This is a genomic window from Agromyces hippuratus (assembly GCF_013410355.1).
Lineage (GTDB): Bacteria > Actinomycetota > Actinomycetes > Actinomycetales > Microbacteriaceae > Agromyces > Agromyces hippuratus.
The window spans coordinates 2,731,667-2,748,750 of the sequence record NZ_JACCFI010000001.1 but is presented as its reverse complement, the minus strand read 5'-3'; the positions used below and the strand labels follow the sequence as shown (position 1 = coordinate 2,748,750).

18 protein-coding genes are annotated in these 17,084 nt (G+C 71.0%); 4 read left to right on the top strand and 14 right to left on the bottom strand.

The window, feature by feature from the left end:
* Nucleotides 1-3 precede the first annotated feature (3 nt).
* The 7 genes from BJY17_RS12865 to BJY17_RS12835 all read right to left on the bottom strand — a co-directional run bounded on the left by BJY17_RS12865 (nt 4) and on the right by BJY17_RS12835 (nt 7,444).
* Nucleotides 4-1,077: an ABC transporter ATP-binding protein gene (locus BJY17_RS12865; RefSeq protein ID WP_179551695.1), complete on the bottom strand. Its 1,074-nt coding sequence runs from the start codon at nt 1,075-1,077 to the stop codon at nt 4-6.
* Nucleotides 1,077-1,934: a carbohydrate ABC transporter permease gene (locus BJY17_RS12860; RefSeq protein WP_179551694.1), complete on the bottom strand. Its 858-nt coding sequence runs from the start codon at nt 1,932-1,934 to the stop codon at nt 1,077-1,079. Before BJY17_RS12860 ends, BJY17_RS12865 begins: the two co-directional genes overlap by 1 nt.
* Entirely contained in the window at nt 1,931-2,863 is a 933-nt protein-coding gene (locus BJY17_RS12855; protein WP_179551693.1) for a carbohydrate ABC transporter permease, read from the bottom strand. Before BJY17_RS12855 ends, BJY17_RS12860 begins: the two co-directional genes overlap by 4 nt.
* 3 nt (nt 2,864-2,866) lie before the next feature.
* Nucleotides 2,867-4,276 carry an extracellular solute-binding protein gene (locus BJY17_RS12850; RefSeq protein WP_179551692.1) on the bottom strand — a complete coding sequence of 470 codons (1,410 nt, stop codon included), beginning with the start codon at nt 4,274-4,276 and terminating at the stop codon, nt 2,867-2,869.
* Between the two features lie 87 nt (nt 4,277-4,363).
* Entirely contained in the window at nt 4,364-5,590 is a 1,227-nt protein-coding gene (locus tag BJY17_RS12845) for a Gfo/Idh/MocA family protein (RefSeq protein WP_179551691.1), read from the bottom strand.
* Nucleotides 5,587-6,495: a TIM barrel protein gene (locus BJY17_RS12840; RefSeq protein ID WP_179551690.1), complete on the bottom strand. Its 909-nt coding sequence runs from the start codon at nt 6,493-6,495 to the stop codon at nt 5,587-5,589. The genes BJY17_RS12845 and BJY17_RS12840 overlap by 4 nt, the downstream gene beginning before the upstream one ends.
* A 283-nt stretch (nt 6,496-6,778) precedes the next feature.
* Nucleotides 6,779-7,444 carry an asparagine synthase gene (locus BJY17_RS12835; RefSeq protein ID WP_179551689.1) on the bottom strand — a complete coding sequence of 222 codons (666 nt, stop codon included), beginning with the start codon at nt 7,442-7,444 and terminating at the stop codon, nt 6,779-6,781.
* Between the two features lie 104 nt (nt 7,445-7,548).
* On the opposite strand from BJY17_RS12835, the gene BJY17_RS12830 reads away from it, so the two are divergent.
* Entirely contained in the window at nt 7,549-8,127 is a 579-nt protein-coding gene (locus tag BJY17_RS12830; RefSeq protein ID WP_179551688.1) for a GIY-YIG nuclease family protein, read from the top strand.
* On the opposite strand, the gene BJY17_RS12825 is transcribed toward BJY17_RS12830, so the two are convergent.
* From BJY17_RS12825 to BJY17_RS12815, 3 genes are read right to left on the bottom strand one after another with little or no spacing between them, the layout of a single operon-like run.
* A complete protein-coding gene (locus tag BJY17_RS12825) occupies nt 8,124-8,771 on the bottom strand; it encodes a class I SAM-dependent DNA methyltransferase (RefSeq protein ID WP_322789830.1) in 648 nt (215 codons plus the stop codon). The two genes, BJY17_RS12830 and BJY17_RS12825, sit on opposite strands and share 4 nt — an antisense overlap.
* Before the next feature lie 11 nt (nt 8,772-8,782).
* Complete coding sequence (locus BJY17_RS12820) at nt 8,783-9,211, bottom strand: cupin domain-containing protein (RefSeq protein ID WP_179551687.1); 429 nt, start codon at nt 9,209-9,211, stop codon at nt 8,783-8,785.
* Nucleotides 9,212-9,247: 36 nt separating this feature from the next.
* On the bottom strand, nt 9,248-9,475 hold the full coding sequence (locus tag BJY17_RS12815) for a hypothetical protein (RefSeq protein ID WP_246303730.1): 228 nt from the start codon (nt 9,473-9,475) through the stop codon (nt 9,248-9,250).
* Between the two features lie 47 nt (nt 9,476-9,522).
* Here BJY17_RS12815 and BJY17_RS12810 point away from each other — a divergent pair, with 47 nt between their 5' ends.
* Nucleotides 9,523-10,029 (top strand): MarR family winged helix-turn-helix transcriptional regulator, encoded by a 507-nt coding sequence (locus BJY17_RS12810; RefSeq protein ID WP_179551685.1) that lies wholly within the window; start codon nt 9,523-9,525, stop codon nt 10,027-10,029.
* A 25-nt stretch (nt 10,030-10,054) separates the two neighbouring features.
* Here BJY17_RS12810 and BJY17_RS12805 read toward each other — a convergent pair whose 3' ends face one another.
* The 3 genes from BJY17_RS12805 to BJY17_RS12795 form a co-directional block, all read right to left on the bottom strand.
* Nucleotides 10,055-10,972, bottom strand: coding sequence for an NAD(P)-dependent oxidoreductase (locus BJY17_RS12805; RefSeq protein WP_179551684.1), 918 nt, complete (start codon nt 10,970-10,972; stop codon nt 10,055-10,057).
* A gap of 349 nt (nt 10,973-11,321) precedes the next feature.
* Complete coding sequence (locus BJY17_RS12800; protein WP_322789829.1) at nt 11,322-12,269, bottom strand: EamA family transporter; 948 nt, start codon at nt 12,267-12,269, stop codon at nt 11,322-11,324.
* Between the two features lie 30 nt (nt 12,270-12,299).
* Nucleotides 12,300-13,850: an FAD-dependent monooxygenase gene (locus BJY17_RS12795; protein ID WP_179551682.1), complete on the bottom strand. Its 1,551-nt coding sequence runs from the start codon at nt 13,848-13,850 to the stop codon at nt 12,300-12,302.
* Between the two features lie 55 nt (nt 13,851-13,905).
* On the opposite strand from BJY17_RS12795, the gene BJY17_RS12790 reads away from it, so the two are divergent.
* Together BJY17_RS12790 and BJY17_RS12785 are read left to right on the top strand one after the other, a co-directional pair.
* On the top strand, nt 13,906-14,892 hold the full coding sequence (locus BJY17_RS12790) for a cation diffusion facilitator family transporter (protein WP_322789828.1): 987 nt from the start codon (nt 13,906-13,908) through the stop codon (nt 14,890-14,892).
* 106 nt (nt 14,893-14,998) lie between these two features.
* Nucleotides 14,999-16,189: an AI-2E family transporter gene (locus BJY17_RS12785; RefSeq protein WP_179551680.1), complete on the top strand. Its 1,191-nt coding sequence runs from the start codon at nt 14,999-15,001 to the stop codon at nt 16,187-16,189.
* 21 nt (nt 16,190-16,210) lie between these two features.
* Here the strand turns inward: BJY17_RS12785 and BJY17_RS12780 are convergent, their stop codons facing one another.
* Nucleotides 16,211-17,011, bottom strand: coding sequence for a DNA/RNA non-specific endonuclease (locus BJY17_RS12780; RefSeq protein WP_179551679.1), 801 nt, complete (start codon nt 17,009-17,011; stop codon nt 16,211-16,213).
* Between the last annotated feature and the right edge of the window lie 73 nt (nt 17,012-17,084).

The following is a 17,084-nucleotide window of genomic DNA, read 5'->3' as shown; positions in this document are numbered from 1 at the left end:
GCGTCATCCGATGCGCTGGGTCGACTCGGCGTCGAAGAGCAGGGTCTTGGCGCCCTGCGGCACGAGCCAGCCGCGATCGCCGGGAGCCGGCTCGTGGTCCTCGGGCACGACGACCTGGAACTTGTGACCACTCGCGTTCACGGCGATGAGCACGCTCGCACCGAGGTTCTCGACGACGCTCACCTCCGCCGGGATCGCACCGGGCTCCTCGCTCGAGACCCAGCGCAGGTACTCGGGCCGGATGCCCCAGATCACCGCCTGCCCGTCGCGGACGAGTCCCTCGGTGCCGGCCGGCACCGGCACCGACGTGTCGCCGATCGCGATCGCGCCGCCCGTGATCGTCGTCTCGACGAGGTTCATCGGGTTCGAGCCGATGAATCCGGCGACGAAGGTGTTGTTCGGTCGCTGGAACACCTCGCGGGGCGTGCCGATCTGCTGGAGCTTGCCCGCCTTCATGACCGCGATACGGTCGGCGAGCGCGAGCGCCTCGGCCTGGTCGTGCGTGACGAACACCGTCGTGACGCCGAGGTCGCGCTGCAGCTCCTTGAGGAAGGTGCGCGCCTCGAGGCGGAGGCGGGCGTCGAGGTTCGACAGCGGCTCGTCGAGGAGCAGCACGTCGGGCCGGGTCGCGACGGCGCGGGCGAGCGCCACGCGCTGCTGCTGCCCGCCCGAGAGCTGGCCCGGGCGGCGCTCGATGAGGCCCTGGAGCGAGAGGCCGTCGCCGACCTTCTCGGCCGTGGCGCGACGCTCGTCGCGCTTGACGTGCTTGATGCGCAGCGGGTACGCGATGTTGTCGCCCACGTCCATGTGCGGGAAGAGCGCGTAGTCCTGGAAGACCATCGCGACCCCGCGGGCGCCGGGCTCGGCGTTGGTGACGTCGCGGTCGCCGATGACGAGCGTGCCGGCGGTGATCGCCTCGAGGCCCGCGATCGAGCGCAGCAGGGTGGTCTTGCCGCAGCCCGAGGGGCCGAGCAGGGCGAAGAACTCGCCGTCGTGGATCTGCACGTCGACCTCGTCGACGCCGCGGACGCCTCCGGGGTACTCCTTGACGAGTTGTGTGGCGTTGATGCCGGCCATCAGGACTTGATACCTCCATGGAAGCGGAAACCGTAACGACGGTTGACGACGAAATAGATGATGAGCACGGGCGCCGAGAACAACAGCGCGAAGGTCGAGATGAGCCGCAGGTCGGCCTGCCCGCTCTCGGTGTAGAAGGTGTACATGAGCACCGCTGCGGGTTGCAGGTCGGGGCTGCGCAGCAGGATGAAGGGCACGAGGAAGTTGCCCCAGACCTGCACGATCGTCCAGATCGAGATGAAGGCCAGGCCCGGCCGGGCGATCGGAGCGACGACGTCGCGGAGGATCCGGAACGGGCCGGCGCCGTAGAGCCTGGCCGACTCCTCGTACGACTTCGGGATCGAGTCCATGAAGTCCTTCAGGATGAAGATCACGGTCGGCAGGATGCCGCCGGCCAGCACGAGGATCACTCCGGCGTAGGAGTTGATGAGCCCGAGTTGGGTGATGATCTGGAACGTCGGCACCATGGCCGCCGTGCCCGTCACGATCGAGGAGAGCAGCAGCAGTCCGTACAGGATGCCGTCGCGCCCCGGGATGCGGATGCGGCTCATGGCGTAGGCCGCGAGCGCGCCGAGCACGACGACGATGATCATCGTGCCGATGCCGAGCAGCAGCGAGTTGCCGATCGAGCGCAGCGCGTAGGGGTTCTCGGCGAGTCGCGCGAAGTTGTCGAGCGTCCAGTCGGGCCACGACAGCGACAACGACGGGGTCGCATCGAACGGCGCGAGCACGAGCCAGACCAGCGGAAGTGCGAACAGCAGGCCGACGATCGTCATGATGAGCGCGAAGGCGACACGGGCGAGGAAGTGCCGAACGGTCGCGTTCGCGGCGACCTTCCGGACGGGGGTGGCGGTCATCGCTTGTTCCTTCCCTTCGACACGCGCACGTAGGCGAGCGCGATGACGAGGTTGATGAGCAGCATGATGAGCGAGATCGCGGCGCCGAGGCCGAGCTGGCCACCGGGGATCGCCGTCTCGTAGATGTACACCGAGAGGATCTCGGTCTTGCCGTTCGGCCCGCCCGCCGTCACGAGGTACGGCGTGAAGGTGTTGAACGTCCACAGCGTGATGAGCAGGGTGTTCGTGAGGATGTGCCCCTTGATGTTCGGCACGATCACGTCGCGGAGCTGCTGCCATCCCGAAGCGCCGACCATCTTGGCGCTCTCGATCTGCGAGGGCGGCACGGCGCTGAGCGCCGAGGAGAAGAGCTGCATCGAGAAGGCGGTGCCGACCCAGATGTTGAAGATGATGATCGACTGCATGGGGTGGTCGATCAGCCAGGCGGTGCCCTCGGTGCCGAGCAGCCCGTTGATCGTGCCCGACCGCCGGTCGAGCAGCACGAGCCAGAGGAACGAGGCGACGGATGCCGGGATGACCCAGGCCGCCAGCACGAGACCCTCGATGAGCCCCTTGGTCCAGCCGTGGATGTTGCGCACCGACCAGGCGAGCCCGAAGCCGATGAAGGTCTGGCCGATGATGCCCGAGAAGAGCACGAAGATGAGCGTCAGCCAGAGGGAGTTCCAGAACGACGGGTCGGTGAGCGCCTCGACGTAGTTGTCGAGGCCGACGAACTCCGGCGACGCGGCCTGCAGGCCGGTGAGCCGGTAGTCGGTCATGCCGAGCCAGATCGTCCAGACGGCGGGGAACAGCAGGAAGATGCCGATGAGGATCAGGGCGGGTGCGACGAAGATGCCGGCCCGCACCGTTCCGAGGCCGGCGACGTCGTCGGCCCGCCGCCGGCGGGGAGCGATCGCGCTCCCCGCCGGCGTCGTGGTGCTGGTGGTCATCGCCTAGCCACCCGAGACCGCGTCGTCTCCGACGATGTCCTTGGCTGCGTCGGCGTACGCGCTCGCGGCGTCGGCCACGCTCGTGCCCGAGACCACGTCGAGGCTCGCCTGCTGCAGCGCGGTCGACACCTGCGGGTAGGCGGCGAGCGGCGGACGGTACGCCGTGATCGGCAGCACCTCTTCGCTGACGTAGGTCAGCATCGGGTCCTCAGCGAGCATCTCGTCGTTCACATCGGTGCGCGGCGTGATCGCGAGGGTGCCGGCGTTCCTGGCCTCGTAGGCGTCGGCCGAGTTCATGAACGCGAGCAGCTCCCATGCGAGCTCGGGGTGATCGCTGTTCGGGTTCAGCACGCGGCCGGTGCCACCCGACATCGACACGAAGTCCTGGTCGTTGATGCCGGAGCCCGACTTCATCGCGGGGATCTTCGTGTAGCCGACGACCTCGTCGCGGTTGGCCATCGGCGCGGTGCCGACGCCCTCTTCGGGGTTGATGACGCTGCGCCAGAAGTAGTCGCCCTCGAGGAGGATGCCGATCTGGTTCGCGGCGAACAGCTGGAACGAGGTGTCGCGGCCCGCGGCCTCCTGCTGGAGCACGGCGTCGCCGAGGCCCTCGTCGACGTAGATCGTCTTGTAGAGGTCGAGCACGTCGTTCAGCCCGTCGGTGTCGCCGACCCACTTGCCGTCTTCGTAGACCTGCTCGCCCGTGCCGACGAGCAGCGGCAGCAGGCCCTGCATCGTGGTCGCCTCGCCCATGGCGGTGCCCGCGTTGAGCTGGATCGGCGTGACGCCGTCGAGCTTCTTCAGGTCTCGCGCGGCGTCGAGCACGTCGTCCCAGCTCTCGGGCTGCCAATCGGCCGGAAGCCCGGCCTGCTCGAAGAGGTCCTTGTTGAAGTAGAGCACGCGGCCGTCGGCGCCCTGCGGCACGCCGTAGCGCTCGTCGTCGAACGAGAGCGCGCTCTGCACGGCGTCGGGGATCTGGTCCCAGCCCTCCCACGAGTCGACGGAGTCGCCGCCGACCTCGGCGAGCGGCTTGATGTAGCCGGCTTCGGCGAACTCGCCGACCCAGATGCCGTCCATGCCGATGATGTCGGCGCCCTCGCCCGACTGCAGGTCGAGCGCGATCTTGGTCTTGTAGTTCTCGTCGTCGACGCCCTGGGGCTCGAACTCGACGGTGACGTCCTTGCCGTCCGCCTCCATCGCGGCCTCGAACTCGGGGATGACCCAGTCCTGGAACCAGTCGGCCTCAGCGGCGTTCTTGCCGCCGGCGATGGCGTTCGCCGTGATGGTGAGCGTCACCGGACCGGTGTCCTCCGACGCCTCGGGTGCTTCGCCGGAGCAACCGGCGAAGACGAGCGCGCCGGCGGTCGCGACGGCGAATGCCGTCAGAGCCCTGCGCTTGCTGTGATGGATCATCTTCGACCTCTCTCATCGTTTCGCCCGCCGGGCAACGCGTCGGCGGGGTACTGCTGTGGTGCTCGTGCTGCGGTCGTGCGGTGGTGCTCAGTGCCGCTCGTCGCCGGCGGCGCCTGCCTCCGACGACTCGCCGAGCGGTGCGCCGATCGCGTCGGCGAGGGTGCGGAGCATCCGCTGGCCGACGACGATGTCGGCGACCCCCTCTGCGACGGACGGGCCGGGCTCCGGATGACCCGCGGCGAGAGCCGCGAACGACCGGAGCTCATGCTCGAAGGCCTCCTCCTGCATCCATCGCGTCTCGGAGCGCCGCGACCCGAGGGGTTCGGCGTTCTCGACGACGGTGAGCACGGTGGGGACGTTGAGCACGTAGGGCACCGCGAAGGTGAGGGCGATCGTGCCCGTCTCGTGGTGGAAGGTGACGGTCTCGCGGTACTCGGGGTAGCGCGGGATGAAGTGCCAGTCGATCGACCACGGCACGTCGGTGCGCTCGGCGAGGAATCCGCCGAGGCTGAGCGAACCCGGGAACGCCGGGCCGGTGTGCCGGGCGCGGTCGACCTCGCCGATGCCGCCCACGAGGTACCGGAGGAGCCCGATGTCGTGCACGATCGAGCCGAGCACGACGTTCGTGTAGAGCTTCGGCAGCGGGTCGGCGGCAGCGCCGATCGCCGTCGCGACCGTCTCGTCGGTCGCGGCGATGAGCGAGGCGAGCGTGTCGGCGGGCACGTCGGACGGCGGGGCCGCGAGGTTCGCGAACGCGAGCTGCGCCCCGTCTGCCGGGTGCAGCACCTCGACGCTCACGGCGCGGAGGTCGACCTCGGCGAGCAGCGCCTTCGCGGCGGTCGAGGCCGGGTCGTGCTCCTTCATGTACCCGACCCGCACCCACTCGGCCAGGTCGATGCCGCGGTCGCCCGCGACCTCGCGGAGCGCCTCGGCCTCGGCGAGCGAGAACGCGAGCGGCTTCTCGGCGAGCACGCGGATTCCGGCGCCCACCAGCCGCGCGACATCCGCCGCGTGCGAGCCCGAGGTCGCGAGGATCGCGCCGTCGACGCGGAGGTCGCCTGCTGCGACGGCGTCGAGGAGGGCCTCGATCGAGGCGAAGGCCGCGACTCCGGTGCCGGATGCCTCGGCGATCTCGCCCGCCCGAGAGGCGGAGAGGTCGACGACCGCGACGAGGTCGATGAGGTCGGAGTTGCGGCGGATGAGCGGCAGGTGCACGCTCTGGCTGATCGCGCCGAGGCCGATCACGGCGAAGCGCACACGCTCGCCGCGGGGGGCGGCCACGCCGGAGACGGGCTGCTCGTCGAAGCCCGTCATGCGAACCACCGCCGCAGGCGCTCGCGGTTCGCGACTTGGTCGGTGCGCGCCCGGGCGACGTCGGCGGCGTCCTGCAGGATGACGTCCTGCTCGACCACGATCCAGCCGTCGTACCCCGAGTCGACGATGGTGTCGACGATGCGGTCGACCTCGAGGTCGCCGTCGCCGAGCGCCACGAAGACGCGTCGCTCCCAGATGTCGCGCATCGGGTCGGCCGAGCCGGACGCAGCGGCGAGCACCGAGCGGTCGGCGTCCTTCAGGTGCACGTGGTTGATGCGCTCGGCCCAGCGCGGGAAGTCGGTGACGGGGTCGCCGCCGCCCACGAGCAGGTGGCCGGTGTCGAACGTCAGGTCGACGTCGGTGTCGGCGAGGAACCGATCGATCTCGCGCGGCGTCTCGATGTAGGTGCTCGCGTGGTGGTGGAAGGTCGGCTCGAGGCCGGCCGCACGTGTGAGGTCGGCCGCCCGCTGCACGCGGGCGGTGAAGACCGCCCAGCGCTCGTCATCGAGCTCGAGTTCGGGGGCGCCGCCGGGACGCGCCTTGCGCTCGGGCGATCCCGAGTCGGCGAGGGTCGGCTTCGGAGCACGATCCGGGGCGACGGCGGCCGCCGCGGCGAACAGCTCGAGCGTCGGGGCGAGCGCGGCGAACGCGTGCTCGAACTCCTCGTCGGTGCCGGCGAAGGGCAGATCGACCCAGCCGCCGGCGAGCGCGAGACCGTGACGCTCGAGGAGCCGGGGCAGCTCGACCCGATCACCGAACAGGCCGACCGGACCGAGGTCGATGCCGTCGTAGCCGGCCTCGGCCACCCAGGTCGCCAGCTGCTCGCCATCGGGCAGCGGCACGACATCTGGACGGGAAAGTTCGAAGACGCCATAACTGACCGGCGCGTTCGCAGTTCGGATCACCGAGAGTCCTCTCAACCGTTGGGACGCTGCAGTGCGTCTCCGCGGTCAAGGGTAACTAAGTTCGGACATACTTACAACATCACGTGGAGAGCGGCTTCGGGTCGGTGCCGCGGACGGTGACGAGCGGTGCGGGGATCGCCTCGAGCGCGTTCTGAACGCCGCGACCGTACGCCGCGTACCGGACCCGAAATTCCCCGGCCCACCCGAGGTCAAGGGCTTCGGGACCCTCGGGCTTCGGGGGGCCGCTCCGGGGGGCCGCTTCGGGGGGCCGACCGACCGAGCCTCAGCCGACGTACCCGCGGAACGGGTCGTTCGCCTCGGCTCGTCTCGCTCGCTCGGCCTCGGCGGCGGCGACGCCGCGATCGAGGTCGGCCAGCAGGTCGTGGATGCGATCATCGCGCTCGGCCTCGTAGGTCTCGTCGACCTCGATCTCGGGCCACTCGCCCCACTCCCGGTCGAGTCGGGTCTCGATCGCACCCGAGACCTCCTCCCAGGCCTCTTCACGCGCGCGCTCGGCGAAGGCCCTCAGGTACTCGGGGTCGTTGCGGCGCGTCCACAGTTCCTTCGCCACGGCGGCGTAGACCTGCTCGCGGCGGCGGAGGTTCGCGGCATCCGCTCGCCGGTAGTCGTGCTCGTGCGACGAACGGCCCTCGCGCTTCGCGGCGGCGGAGCGGGCCTCGCCGGTGAGCTCGGCGACCTCGTCGGCCTCCTGCACGAGCTCGTAGAGCACCTCGCGTGCGGCCGCGGCCGCGCGCTCGGGCGCGAACGGCTCTTCGCCGCGCAGCGCCTCGACGATCATGCGGTTCTTCAGCGCCATGCGGCCGGCCGACTCCGCGACGAGCACGCCTTCCGCGAGCATCTCGTCGAAGGTGGGCACCGGGGCCTCGGGCAGCGCGGTGCGGTCGAACGGCTTGAACCGTCGACGCTCGCGCTTGCGCCACAGGGGCATGCCGATCGACCTCCGAACTCCGGTGTCCGCCCGCCGTTCGGCGGTCGGAGATCGAGCCTATCGCGGCCCCCTGCCGCGTCGGTGGGCGCAGTTAGTCTTCCGATATGAACCGAGCGGATGCCGCGGGGCGCGTGTGCAGCATCCGCCTCGACGACGGCCCGTGCAGGGCGCCGGTCGAGGCGGGCGCCCCTCTCGACCTCTGCACCGGGCACCTGCTCGAGGCCTACGACTGGGTGGCCCGAGACGTCGGGGTGACCGATCTCCTGGCCGAGCCCTGTCTCGTCTGCGGCTCGCGGGTCGGGGTGGTCCACCCGTCGGGTCGCATCTGCGCGATCTGCGAGTGGCGCGTCGGCGACGTGCCCGACGGCGCGGTGGCCGACCCCAGGGTCGACGTCGTCTACTACCTCGGCTATCGCGAGCAGATCAAGATCGGCACCTCGGGCAATCCGCGCGTGCGGTTCGCGAGCCTGCCGCACGACGAGGTGCTCGCCTTCGAGCTCGGCGACCGCACCGTCGAGCAGCGCCGCCACGCGCAGTTCGCGGCGCACCGCTTCACCGGCACCGAGTGGTTCGGCGTGCACGACGAGCTGCTCGCGCACATCGCCGAGCTGCGCCTCGGGGTCGCCGACCCCTGGGCGCAGTACGACCGGTGGGTGAGCCGGCGACTGGCGGCGCAGAGCTAGGCGGCGGAGGCCCCGACGTCGCTGCGGCGCGCCACGATCGCCGCATGGGGTCGACTGCCCGCTTCGGCCCGGGTGTGCACCTCTTCCACGGTGAAACCGGCCGCCTCGAGGCGCTCGGTCATCTCGGCCGGGGGCCAGAAGTAGGCGGTCACGACCTTGTGCGCGAACGGCTCGAGCCTCGCTCCGTCGAAGAAGCCGACCAGCAGGCTGCCGCCCGGGCGGATGCACCGTGCGAACTCCTCGAGCGCCGACGGCACCCGGGCCGGCTCGAGGTGGATGAGCGAGTACCACGCGAGGATGCCGTCGAGCTCGGCTTCGGCGACGCCGAGGTCGTCGAACGTCGCCACCCTGAACGGCACCTCGGGGAATCGCTCTCGCGCTCGGGCCACGAATGCGGGAACGAGATCGAGGCCCTCGACGTCGTTGCCGAGCCGCAGGAGGTGGTCGGCCCAGTGGCCCGGCCCGCACCCGGCGTCGAGCACCGGCCCGGAGAGGCGCTCGGCCCATCGAGAGATGAGTGCGCGGTCGAGTTCGTGCGTGTCAGCGACCGAGCCGAGCAGCGAGATGTACTCCTCGGCCCGCTCGGTGTACGCCTCGCGCACCTCGGCCATCGATGAGCCGTGGCCCGCCGACTCGGTCGTCACGCTGCCGCCGTCTACCAGGGCGACGGGCGGTCGTTGTCGCGCTGCCCGTCATCGGGCAGGTGCGGCAGCTCGGAGCCGCCGGCGCGGATGCACAGCCAACGCAGTTGCTCGGAGCCGTCGGGCGCGCAGCGCCAGGTGCGCCAGACGCCCTGGCCCACGCGCACGACGCTGCCGGCGCCGACGTCGACGACCTCGTCGTCGAGGCCCATCTGCCCCCGACCGCCGAGGAACACGTAGAGCTCCTCCACACGCGAGTGCGTGTGCCAGTACCCGGCCTCTTCACCCGGCTCGAGGGCGTTCGCCGTCATGCCGATGTACTGCATCGCGAGGTCGTGGTCGACGACCCGCCTCCCGTCGCGGGAGCTCTCGGGGCGGAAGCCGCCGAAGTGCTCCCGCCACTCGTCGAGGCCGCCCATCTCCAGCACTTCGAAGTCGCTCACGTCGTCACTGTAGCGGGCGGCACCGACACGACCGGCTCAGGGGCAGTGCAGCTGGGTGCGCTCGAACGAGCGGTCGATCGTATGGCTCGACATCGCGGCGCCGCAGAGCGGGCACGCCGGAGGGGCGGCCGGCACCGGCTCGTCGTCGTAGGGACCGAGCGGCGGCGGCCCGATGTAGGGCAGCAGCTTGGCGTTCAGCCGGTCGATGAAGCCGGCGTAGCCGCGTTGGGCTCCGGGTGGCGTCTCCCGCTTTCTTCGTGTCACAATCATTAGTGTACTAATGATTTGCCGCCACGTCATACTGGAAGCCCATGAACGCCAGCAGCGCACGCCCCGACACCGTCGATGAGACGGATGCAACGACATCCGCGCCCGCTCTCAGCGAGACCGACGACCTGCTCGCCCTCGAGAACCAGGTGTGCTTCGCACTCGCCGTCGCCGCACGCGGCGTGATCGGCGTGTACCGGCCGATCCTCGAGCCGCTCGGCCTCACGCACCCGCAGTACCTCGTCATGCTCGCGCTCTGGCAGCGCAGCCCGCGCACCGTGCGCGACCTCGGCGAGGCACTGCAGCTGGAGCCCGCGACGCTGTCACCGCTGCTCAAGCGCCTCGAAGCGCAGGGCTACCTCACCCGCGAGCGCAGCACCCGCGACGAGCGCGCCCTCGACGTGGCGCTCACCCCCGCCGGCCGGGCGCTCCGCGAGCAGGCGCTCGCCATTCCGCCGCAGGTCGTCGACCGGCTCGGCATGAGCCTCGACGAGCTCGGGCGCCTCCGCGACCGCCTCACCGAGGTCATCACGGCCGTGCAGCACGGCTGACCCGGCGCCGCTCACGCGGACCGGCTCACGCCTCGGGGTCGAACCCGGCGACGCTCCCGTCGGCCGAGGCGTACTTGACGATCAGGCTCGCGTCCTTGCCGCCGAAGCCCTCGTCGATCAACCGCTCGAACTGCTCGAGCGCGATGCGCGACGCCGGCATCGGCAGCCCCGCGGCATCGCCCGCGTCGAGCGCGAACGCGAGGTCCTTCTGCGCGAGCACCGCCGAGAAGGTCGCGTCGAAGCCGCGGTTGGCGGGGCTCGTCGGCACCACGCCCGGCGCCGGATACCAGGTGCGGAGCGGCCACGACTCCCCCGATGACACGGAGGCCACCTCGAAGAACTTCGACGGATCGAGTCCGAGCTCCGCGGCGAGCTGCGACCCCTCGGCGACGCCGAGCAGCGAGACGAAGAGCATGAGGTTGTTCGCGAGCTTCGCGGCGATGCCCATCGTGGGGCCGCCGAGGTCGAACACGTGCGCGGCGAGCGGCCTGACGAGCTGCGTGGCCTCGGCGACATCCACCGGGTCGCCACCGAGCATGAAGGTGAGGGTCGCCGCCTCGGCCCCCGCGATGCCGCCCGAGACGGGCGAGTCGACGAAGCGGAACCCGCGCTCGACGGATGTCTCGTGGCAGAACCTCGACGTCGCGACGTCGACGGTCGAGGTGTCGAGCAGGAGTGCCGAGGCGGGCGCTGCGGCCCACACTCCGTCTTCGCCGCCGTAGACCTCGCGCACGTGCTCGCTGCGGGGCAGCGAGGTGAACACGGCGTCGGCATCCCGTACCGCCTCCTCGACGGTCGCGACGATGCGCACGCCGCGCTCGGCGGCCGCGGTGCGCGCCGCGGGCACGGGGTCGACGCCCCGCACGATGTGTCCGGCGGCGACGAGGTTGCCCGCCATCGGTCCGCCCATGTGTCCCAGACCGATCCACGCGATGGTGGCCACGGTTCCTCCCGACGTCGTCGACGTGAAGCACGCTCTCGCGTCAACGATACGTTCGGGGCCGCCGGTGGGCAACGCGCGGCGACGCGGCGGCTGCAGCCCAGGCGCGGCCCGGGCCGGGCCCCGGGCGCAACCCCTGGCGCGACAAAGCAACGTCGTCGAGCGACAGGCGGGCAGTGACACGCGGGCGTGTGCTCGACGCAGGTGCGAGGGATCGATCGGCGCGCGAGATGCTCGTGTGAGATCCGCCTCACGTGAGGCGGATCTCACACGAGCAGTGCGAAGACCGCCATCGACCGCACATGAGGAAACAGAAGATGCCCGTCCGGCGATGCCAGTCGGGCGATATCGGTCAGGCCATGCCCTCCGCGGTCTGCTCGAGCTGCGACTTCGGCCGCGACCGCTGGGTGGCGAGCGCGGTGCCGGCCGCACCGCAGACGATGACGATCGCGATCACCTCGGTGGGCGAGAAGGTCTCCGAGAGCACGAGCCAGCCGAACACCGCGGCGATCACGGGTCCGAAACTCGTCACGATCGCGTAGATGCGCGGCGAGATGCGCCGCAGGATCCAGGTGTCGAGGCTGTACGGCAGCGCCGACGACAGCACGCCGACGCCGAGCAGCAGCCCGACGACCGCCCAGTCGATGACCGCGGGGTCGAAGGTCGCCGCCGCGAACGGCACCAGCAGCGCGAGGCTGACGATGCTCGCGACGGTGAGCCCCTCGAGTCCGGGCAGCCCCACGGCGACCCGGCGGGTGAGCAGGATGTAGCCGGCCCAGGCCGCCGCCGCGGTGAGGGCGAACGCCACACCCCACGGGTCGATGCCCTCGGCATCCGACGCCCCCGGTCCGATCAGCAGCACGACGCCGGCGCCCGCGGCGAGCGCGCAGATCACGTCGAGCACGCGCCGCGAGCTCGCGAGCGCGATGGCGAGCGGTCCGAGGAACTCGATCGTCGCGGCGACACCGAGGCCGAGCAGGTGCACCGACTCGTAGAACGTCACGTTCATGATGGCGAGCACGACGCCGAGGGCCACGGCCGGCCAGAGCCGGCGCCACGTCAGCTCGGCTCGCTTCGGCCGGTAGAACGGGAGCACGGCGACGACCATCACGAGCTGGCGCACGGCGACGACGACGAACGAGCCGACGACCGGGATCACGAGGCCGGCGAGCGATGAGCCGAAGTTGATGGAGACCTCTGTGCCGAGCTGCACCGCGGCTCCGGCGAGGCTCCGACGGTTCGCCGCGCCATCCGCGGGTGCCGGAGCGGGCGCCGGAGCGGAGGTCGTCTGGTCGGTCACCATACGACGATACGCGTCGATGAGCGCGCCTCAGAATCCGGCGAGGCGGGCTCGCGCGGCATCGAGGTCGGAGCCCGTGCCGGGGGCGAGCACCTCGGCGACCACGAAGCCGTCGCGGCGCACGAGGTAGACCCGGTCGGCCCGCAACCGGGCCCGTCGCGGCCGTCCCCGGTCGCGGGCGAAGACGTGGGCCTCGACCCCGAGTTCGGCGGCGATGCGCCGCACGGCTCGCTCGGGCACGCCGTAGCCGTGCACCTGCCACTGCAGCGAGCGCAGCGCGCCGAAGTTGTCGCCGGTCCAGCGCAGTCGAACGCCGACCGCCCGGTCGCGACGGGTGCCCGCGGCATCCGGCACCGCATAGCGGATGCGGGTCTGCGAGAGGTAGCCGAACACCCGGCGCCCGCCGATGAGCAGCGGCGCCAGCCGAACGGCGATCGGGCCGACGAGCGGCACGACGCGTCCACGCACGAACCGCGCGGTCGCCGAGTCGGAGGTCACGGCGGCGAAGGCACGATCCGTCGTCGCGACGAGGGTCCTGCCGACCGGTCGCCGCTCGGCCTCGTACCGGTCGAGCCGCGCATCGGGCATGCCGCCGACCACCACGTCGGCGAGCGCACAGGCGAGGTCGTGCGCCTCCTGCAGGCCGGTGTTCATGCCCTGCGCGCCGACCGGCGAGTGGATGTGGGCGGCGTCCCCGACGAGGAAGCACGGCCCCTCGCGGAAGCGTGCGGCGAGGCGGTGGTGCAGCCGGTACGTCGTCAACCAGGCGGATGCCGCGTACCGCACGCCGAACTCCTGGTCGAGCATGCCGCGCACGAGCGCCTCGGGCAGTTCGCCCTGCTCGTCGCGGTCGCGGTCGCGCACCACCCCGAGGAGGCGTGCCCGCCCGGGCCCCATCGGAAAGGCGAGCAGGAAGCGCTCTGCCGTGACGCGCACGTTGATCGCGTCGCCGACGAGCCCCGTGACGCCCGAGGCATCCGCGACGTAGAAGGTGTGCTCGTTCGTCACGCCCTCGAACGGGATGCCGAGCGACTCACGCACGAGCGAGTGAGCGCCGTCGGCGCCGATGCAGTAGCGGGCGCGCAGGGCCACCGGTCCATCGGGACCGGCCAGGGTCGCGGTGACGGATGCCGCGGCATCCGCATCGCCCGGCTCGACCTCGAGCCGTTCGAGGCGATGACCCCACCGCACGTCCCGCCCGAGCTCGCCGAGCGCGTCGACGAGCAACTGCTCGTTGCGGCTCTGCTCGAACACCGTGATCTCTCGATACGGCGTCACCCCGGCGCCGAGCGCGCGCAGGTGGATGCGCCCGAACGGTCGCCCGCGCCCGGCTCCGGGCACGACGGCCGTCGCCGACGAACGCTCGGCGAGCACCCGGTCGACGAGGCCGAGCTGGTCGTAGAGCTCCATCGAGCGCGCCTGCACGGCGAGCGCGCGGGACTCGCGCGTCGGGCCCTGCTTGCCGTCGACGACCACCGCGTCGACCCCGAGCTTCGCGAGGCACACCGCGGCCATGAGCCCGCTCGGGCCCGCGCCGACGACGAGCACATCGGTGTCGAGCTGCTCGGCGGCCTCACCCATGTCTCAACTGTCGCACCGGGTCGCCCCGGATGCCAGACTCGACGAGGGGGGCGACGTGACTGAGCACGACATCGACGACCGCGAGGACCGGGGCACGACGGGCGAGAGCCTCCTCACGGTGATCATCGCCCTCGTCGCGAACGCACTCATCGCGATCGCGAAGACCGCGGCGGCGGCGCTCACGGGTTCGGCGTCGATGGTCGCGGAGGCCGCGCACTCCTGGGCCGACACCGGCAACGAGATCCTGCTCGTCATCGCCGAGCGCCGCTCGCGGAAGCCCGCCGATGCGCGGCATCCGCTCGGCTTCGGCAAGGACGCCTACATCTGGTCGATGTTCGCGGCATTCGGGCTCTTCACCGCTGGCTCGGTCGTCTCGATCCAGCACGGCATCAGCGAGCTGATCGACCCCGAGCCGGCGAGCGACTTCGGCATCGCCTACATCGTGCTCGCCGTCTCGTTCGTGCTCGAGTCGATCTCGTTCGTGCGGGCCTACCGGCAGGCGCGCGCGGCGGCGCGCCAACGCAGCCTGCACACGATCGAGCACGTCGCGAAGAGCTCGAACCCGACCCTGCGGGCCGTGTTCGCCGAGGATGCGGCGGCACTCATCGGCCTCGTACTCGCATTCCTCGGCGTGCTGCTGCACCAGGTCACGGGCTCCCCCGTCTACGACGCGCTCGGCTCGATCCTCGTCGGCGTGCTGCTCGGCGTCGTCGCCGTCGTGCTCATCGGTCGCAACCGCGCGTTCCTCCTCGGCGAGGCGATCGACGAGGAGTCGCGCGACGGCGTGCTCGCCGAGCTGCTCGAACGGCCCGAGATCGATCGCGTCACCTTCCTGCACATCGAGTACACGGGCCCCGACACGGTCTTCGTGATCGCGGCGGTCGACCTCGTGGGCGATCACGGCGAAGCGGATGTCGCAGCCGAACTGCGTGCGCTCGAAGACGCACTCGAGCAGCACCGTCAGGTCGGCCGCGCAGTGCTCACCCTCTCGGATCCCGCGAGCCCGCCCCTCGTGCCCGGCCGATCGGCGCCGGCACCCTGAGTCGAGTCGGGCGCCGAGTGACGCCGGGCCGCGGCGCTCCGGCTGCGCGGCACCCCTGCTCGCTATCGTGAGGCAAGACGCGCGCGACTGGCCAAGGGGAGTCCTCATGTGGTGGAACAGGAAGCGAACCGAATCGAAGGCCGCGACGAGCGAGGCGGAGGCTGCGGCGCTCGGCGCCGACGTGCCGGGCGGCGAGCACCGCAACGCGTTCATCCTGATCGGCCTCGGCGGCGCGGCCGTCGCCGCGTTCGGCATCGCCGCCCTCGCCGGCATCATCGCCCCGGTGTTCTTCGCACTCGTGCTCACGATCTGCGTGCATCCGCTGCGGGTCTGGCTCGAAGACCGCGGCGTGCCCCGCGGCATCGCGACGGGTTCCGTGATCACCGCCGTGACCCTGCTGCTCCTCACCTTCGGTTACGCCGTCATGGTCGCGTTCGGGCAGTTCGCGAACCTGCTGCCCGAGTTCGCCGACGAGATCAAGGCGTGGGGCGCCGACGTCGCGCAGTGGCTCGTCTCGATCGGCATCAACGCCGACGAGGTGCACGCGCTCTTCACCGACTTCGACCCCGGCACCGTGATCGGGTTCGTCGGCGGATTCGTCGGGGGCATCGCCGGATGGACGACGACCCTCGTCGTGCTCTTCACGATGCTGCTGCTCATGGCGATGGACGCCGGCTACCTGCCGACCCTGCTGCGCCAGCTGCGGCCGCACCGCCCCCTCGTCGTGACCTCGCTCGTCAACTACGGCAGCAACGTTCGCCGGTACATGATCGTGACGACGGTGCTCGGCGTGGCGCAGGGCGTCGTGAACTGGATCGCGCTGACCATCATCGGCGTGCCCGGCGCGTTCATCTGGGGTCTGCTCGCGTTCCTCTGCAGCTTCATCCCGAACATCGGCTACTTCATCGCGATCATCCCGCCGATCATCTTCGCTGCGCTCGTCGGCGGCTGGCCGATGGTGATCGCCGTGATCGTCGTCTACGGGCTCATCAACGCCGTGATCCAGTCGGTCATCCAGCCGCGCGTCGTCGGCAACGCGGTCGCGCTGAGCCAGACGATCACCTTCTTCTCGGTGCTGTTCTGGGCCGTCATCATCGGCCCGATCGGCGCGATCCTCGCGATCCCGCTCACCCTGCTCGTGCGCATGGTGCTCGTCGACTCGAACCCGAACTCCTTCTGGATCCGCCCGATGCTCGGCGAGCTCGACGAGACGAAGGCGATCATGGCCGAGGCGGACGCCGAGGCGAAGGCTGCCCGCAAGGCGAAACACGCTCCGCTCGCGCCGTCGGTCGAGTAGCACCCGCCCGGAGGCGCGACCTCAGAGCCGGATGGCGTCGAACGACTCGAGCGGCCGCCACCCGGTGACCGCGACGGTCGACGGCAGTACGTCGGCCGCCACGAGTTCGGGCATGACGAGGCCGGTGAGGCCCGCGACATCCGACACCGGCACCTGGAAGGTGCGGAACGGGCCGAGCGGCGGCGCCTCGCCCGGAGTCGGAGCGACGACCTCGCTGGTGTCGACGAGCGGCGCCTGATCGACGACGAAGGCCGTCGTCGCGAGCCGGCCGCCCGTGTTCCACGCGACGACCTTCCAGAACCGAAGGGGTACTCGGATGCCTCGATACGGAGGGTCGCCCGCGGCGAGCACGGGTGCCGTGAACACGCTGAGCCGCAGCCCGTACGCCTCGGCGTGCTCGAGCACGTGGTCTTCGAGGCCGAGCCACAGCTCTTTGGACTGGTTGAAGCCCGAGGCCTGCGGCGCCGCGTTGGGGTAGCGGAAGGTCTCGGCATTCGCGCGCGCCGCGATCTCGGGGGCACCCCACACGGGGTCGCGACGGCGCACGAGATGGCCGCGGTCGAAGTCGTTGCGCGCGTAGATCTCGGGACCGGCCTGCCAGTCGGCGGGGATGCGCTCGTCGAGCCGCCAGTCGTCGCCGCGCGGCAGGTCGATGAGCGACGGCCCGTCGACGTTGACGCCCGTGACCCGAGCGAGACGACGCACCGTGTCGAGCACGACCGAGAAGTGCAGGTACTCGAGTTCGACGGCCGCCGCGGCATCGGCCTCGCCCACACGCGGCATCGCCGCCGGCACCCCCAGGAACTGCGCGTCGAACCCCATGCGCCGAGTCGACCACGACCTGCCGACACTGGCGCACTGCGCAACGGGGAGTCCTCCACCCCGCCGTGGCCGG

Coding starts and splice junctions, on each gene's coding strand:
- BJY17_RS12865 (WP_179551695.1), bottom strand. CDS start 1,077: ATGGCCGGCATCAACGCCACACAACTCGTCAAGGAGTACCCCGGAGGC.
- BJY17_RS12860 (WP_179551694.1), bottom strand. CDS start 1,934: ATGACCGCCACCCCCGTCCGGAAGGTCGCCGCGAACGCGACCGTTCGG.
- BJY17_RS12855 (WP_179551693.1), bottom strand. CDS start 2,863: ATGACCACCAGCACCACGACGCCGGCGGGGAGCGCGATCGCTCCCCGC.
- BJY17_RS12850 (WP_179551692.1), bottom strand. CDS start 4,276: ATGATCCATCACAGCAAGCGCAGGGCTCTGACGGCATTCGCCGTCGCG.
- BJY17_RS12845 (WP_179551691.1), bottom strand. CDS start 5,590: ATGACGGGCTTCGACGAGCAGCCCGTCTCCGGCGTGGCCGCCCCCCGC.
- BJY17_RS12835 (WP_179551689.1), bottom strand. CDS start 7,444: ATGCCCCTGTGGCGCAAGCGCGAGCGTCGACGGTTCAAGCCGTTCGAC.
- BJY17_RS12830 (WP_179551688.1), top strand. CDS start 7,549: ATGAACCGAGCGGATGCCGCGGGGCGCGTGTGCAGCATCCGCCTCGAC.
- BJY17_RS12810 (WP_179551685.1), top strand. CDS start 9,523: ATGAACGCCAGCAGCGCACGCCCCGACACCGTCGATGAGACGGATGCA.
- BJY17_RS12795 (WP_179551682.1), bottom strand. CDS start 13,850: ATGGGTGAGGCCGCCGAGCAGCTCGACACCGATGTGCTCGTCGTCGGC.
- BJY17_RS12785 (WP_179551680.1), top strand. CDS start 14,999: ATGTGGTGGAACAGGAAGCGAACCGAATCGAAGGCCGCGACGAGCGAG.
- BJY17_RS12780 (WP_179551679.1), bottom strand. CDS start 17,011: ATGGGGTTCGACGCGCAGTTCCTGGGGGTGCCGGCGGCGATGCCGCGT.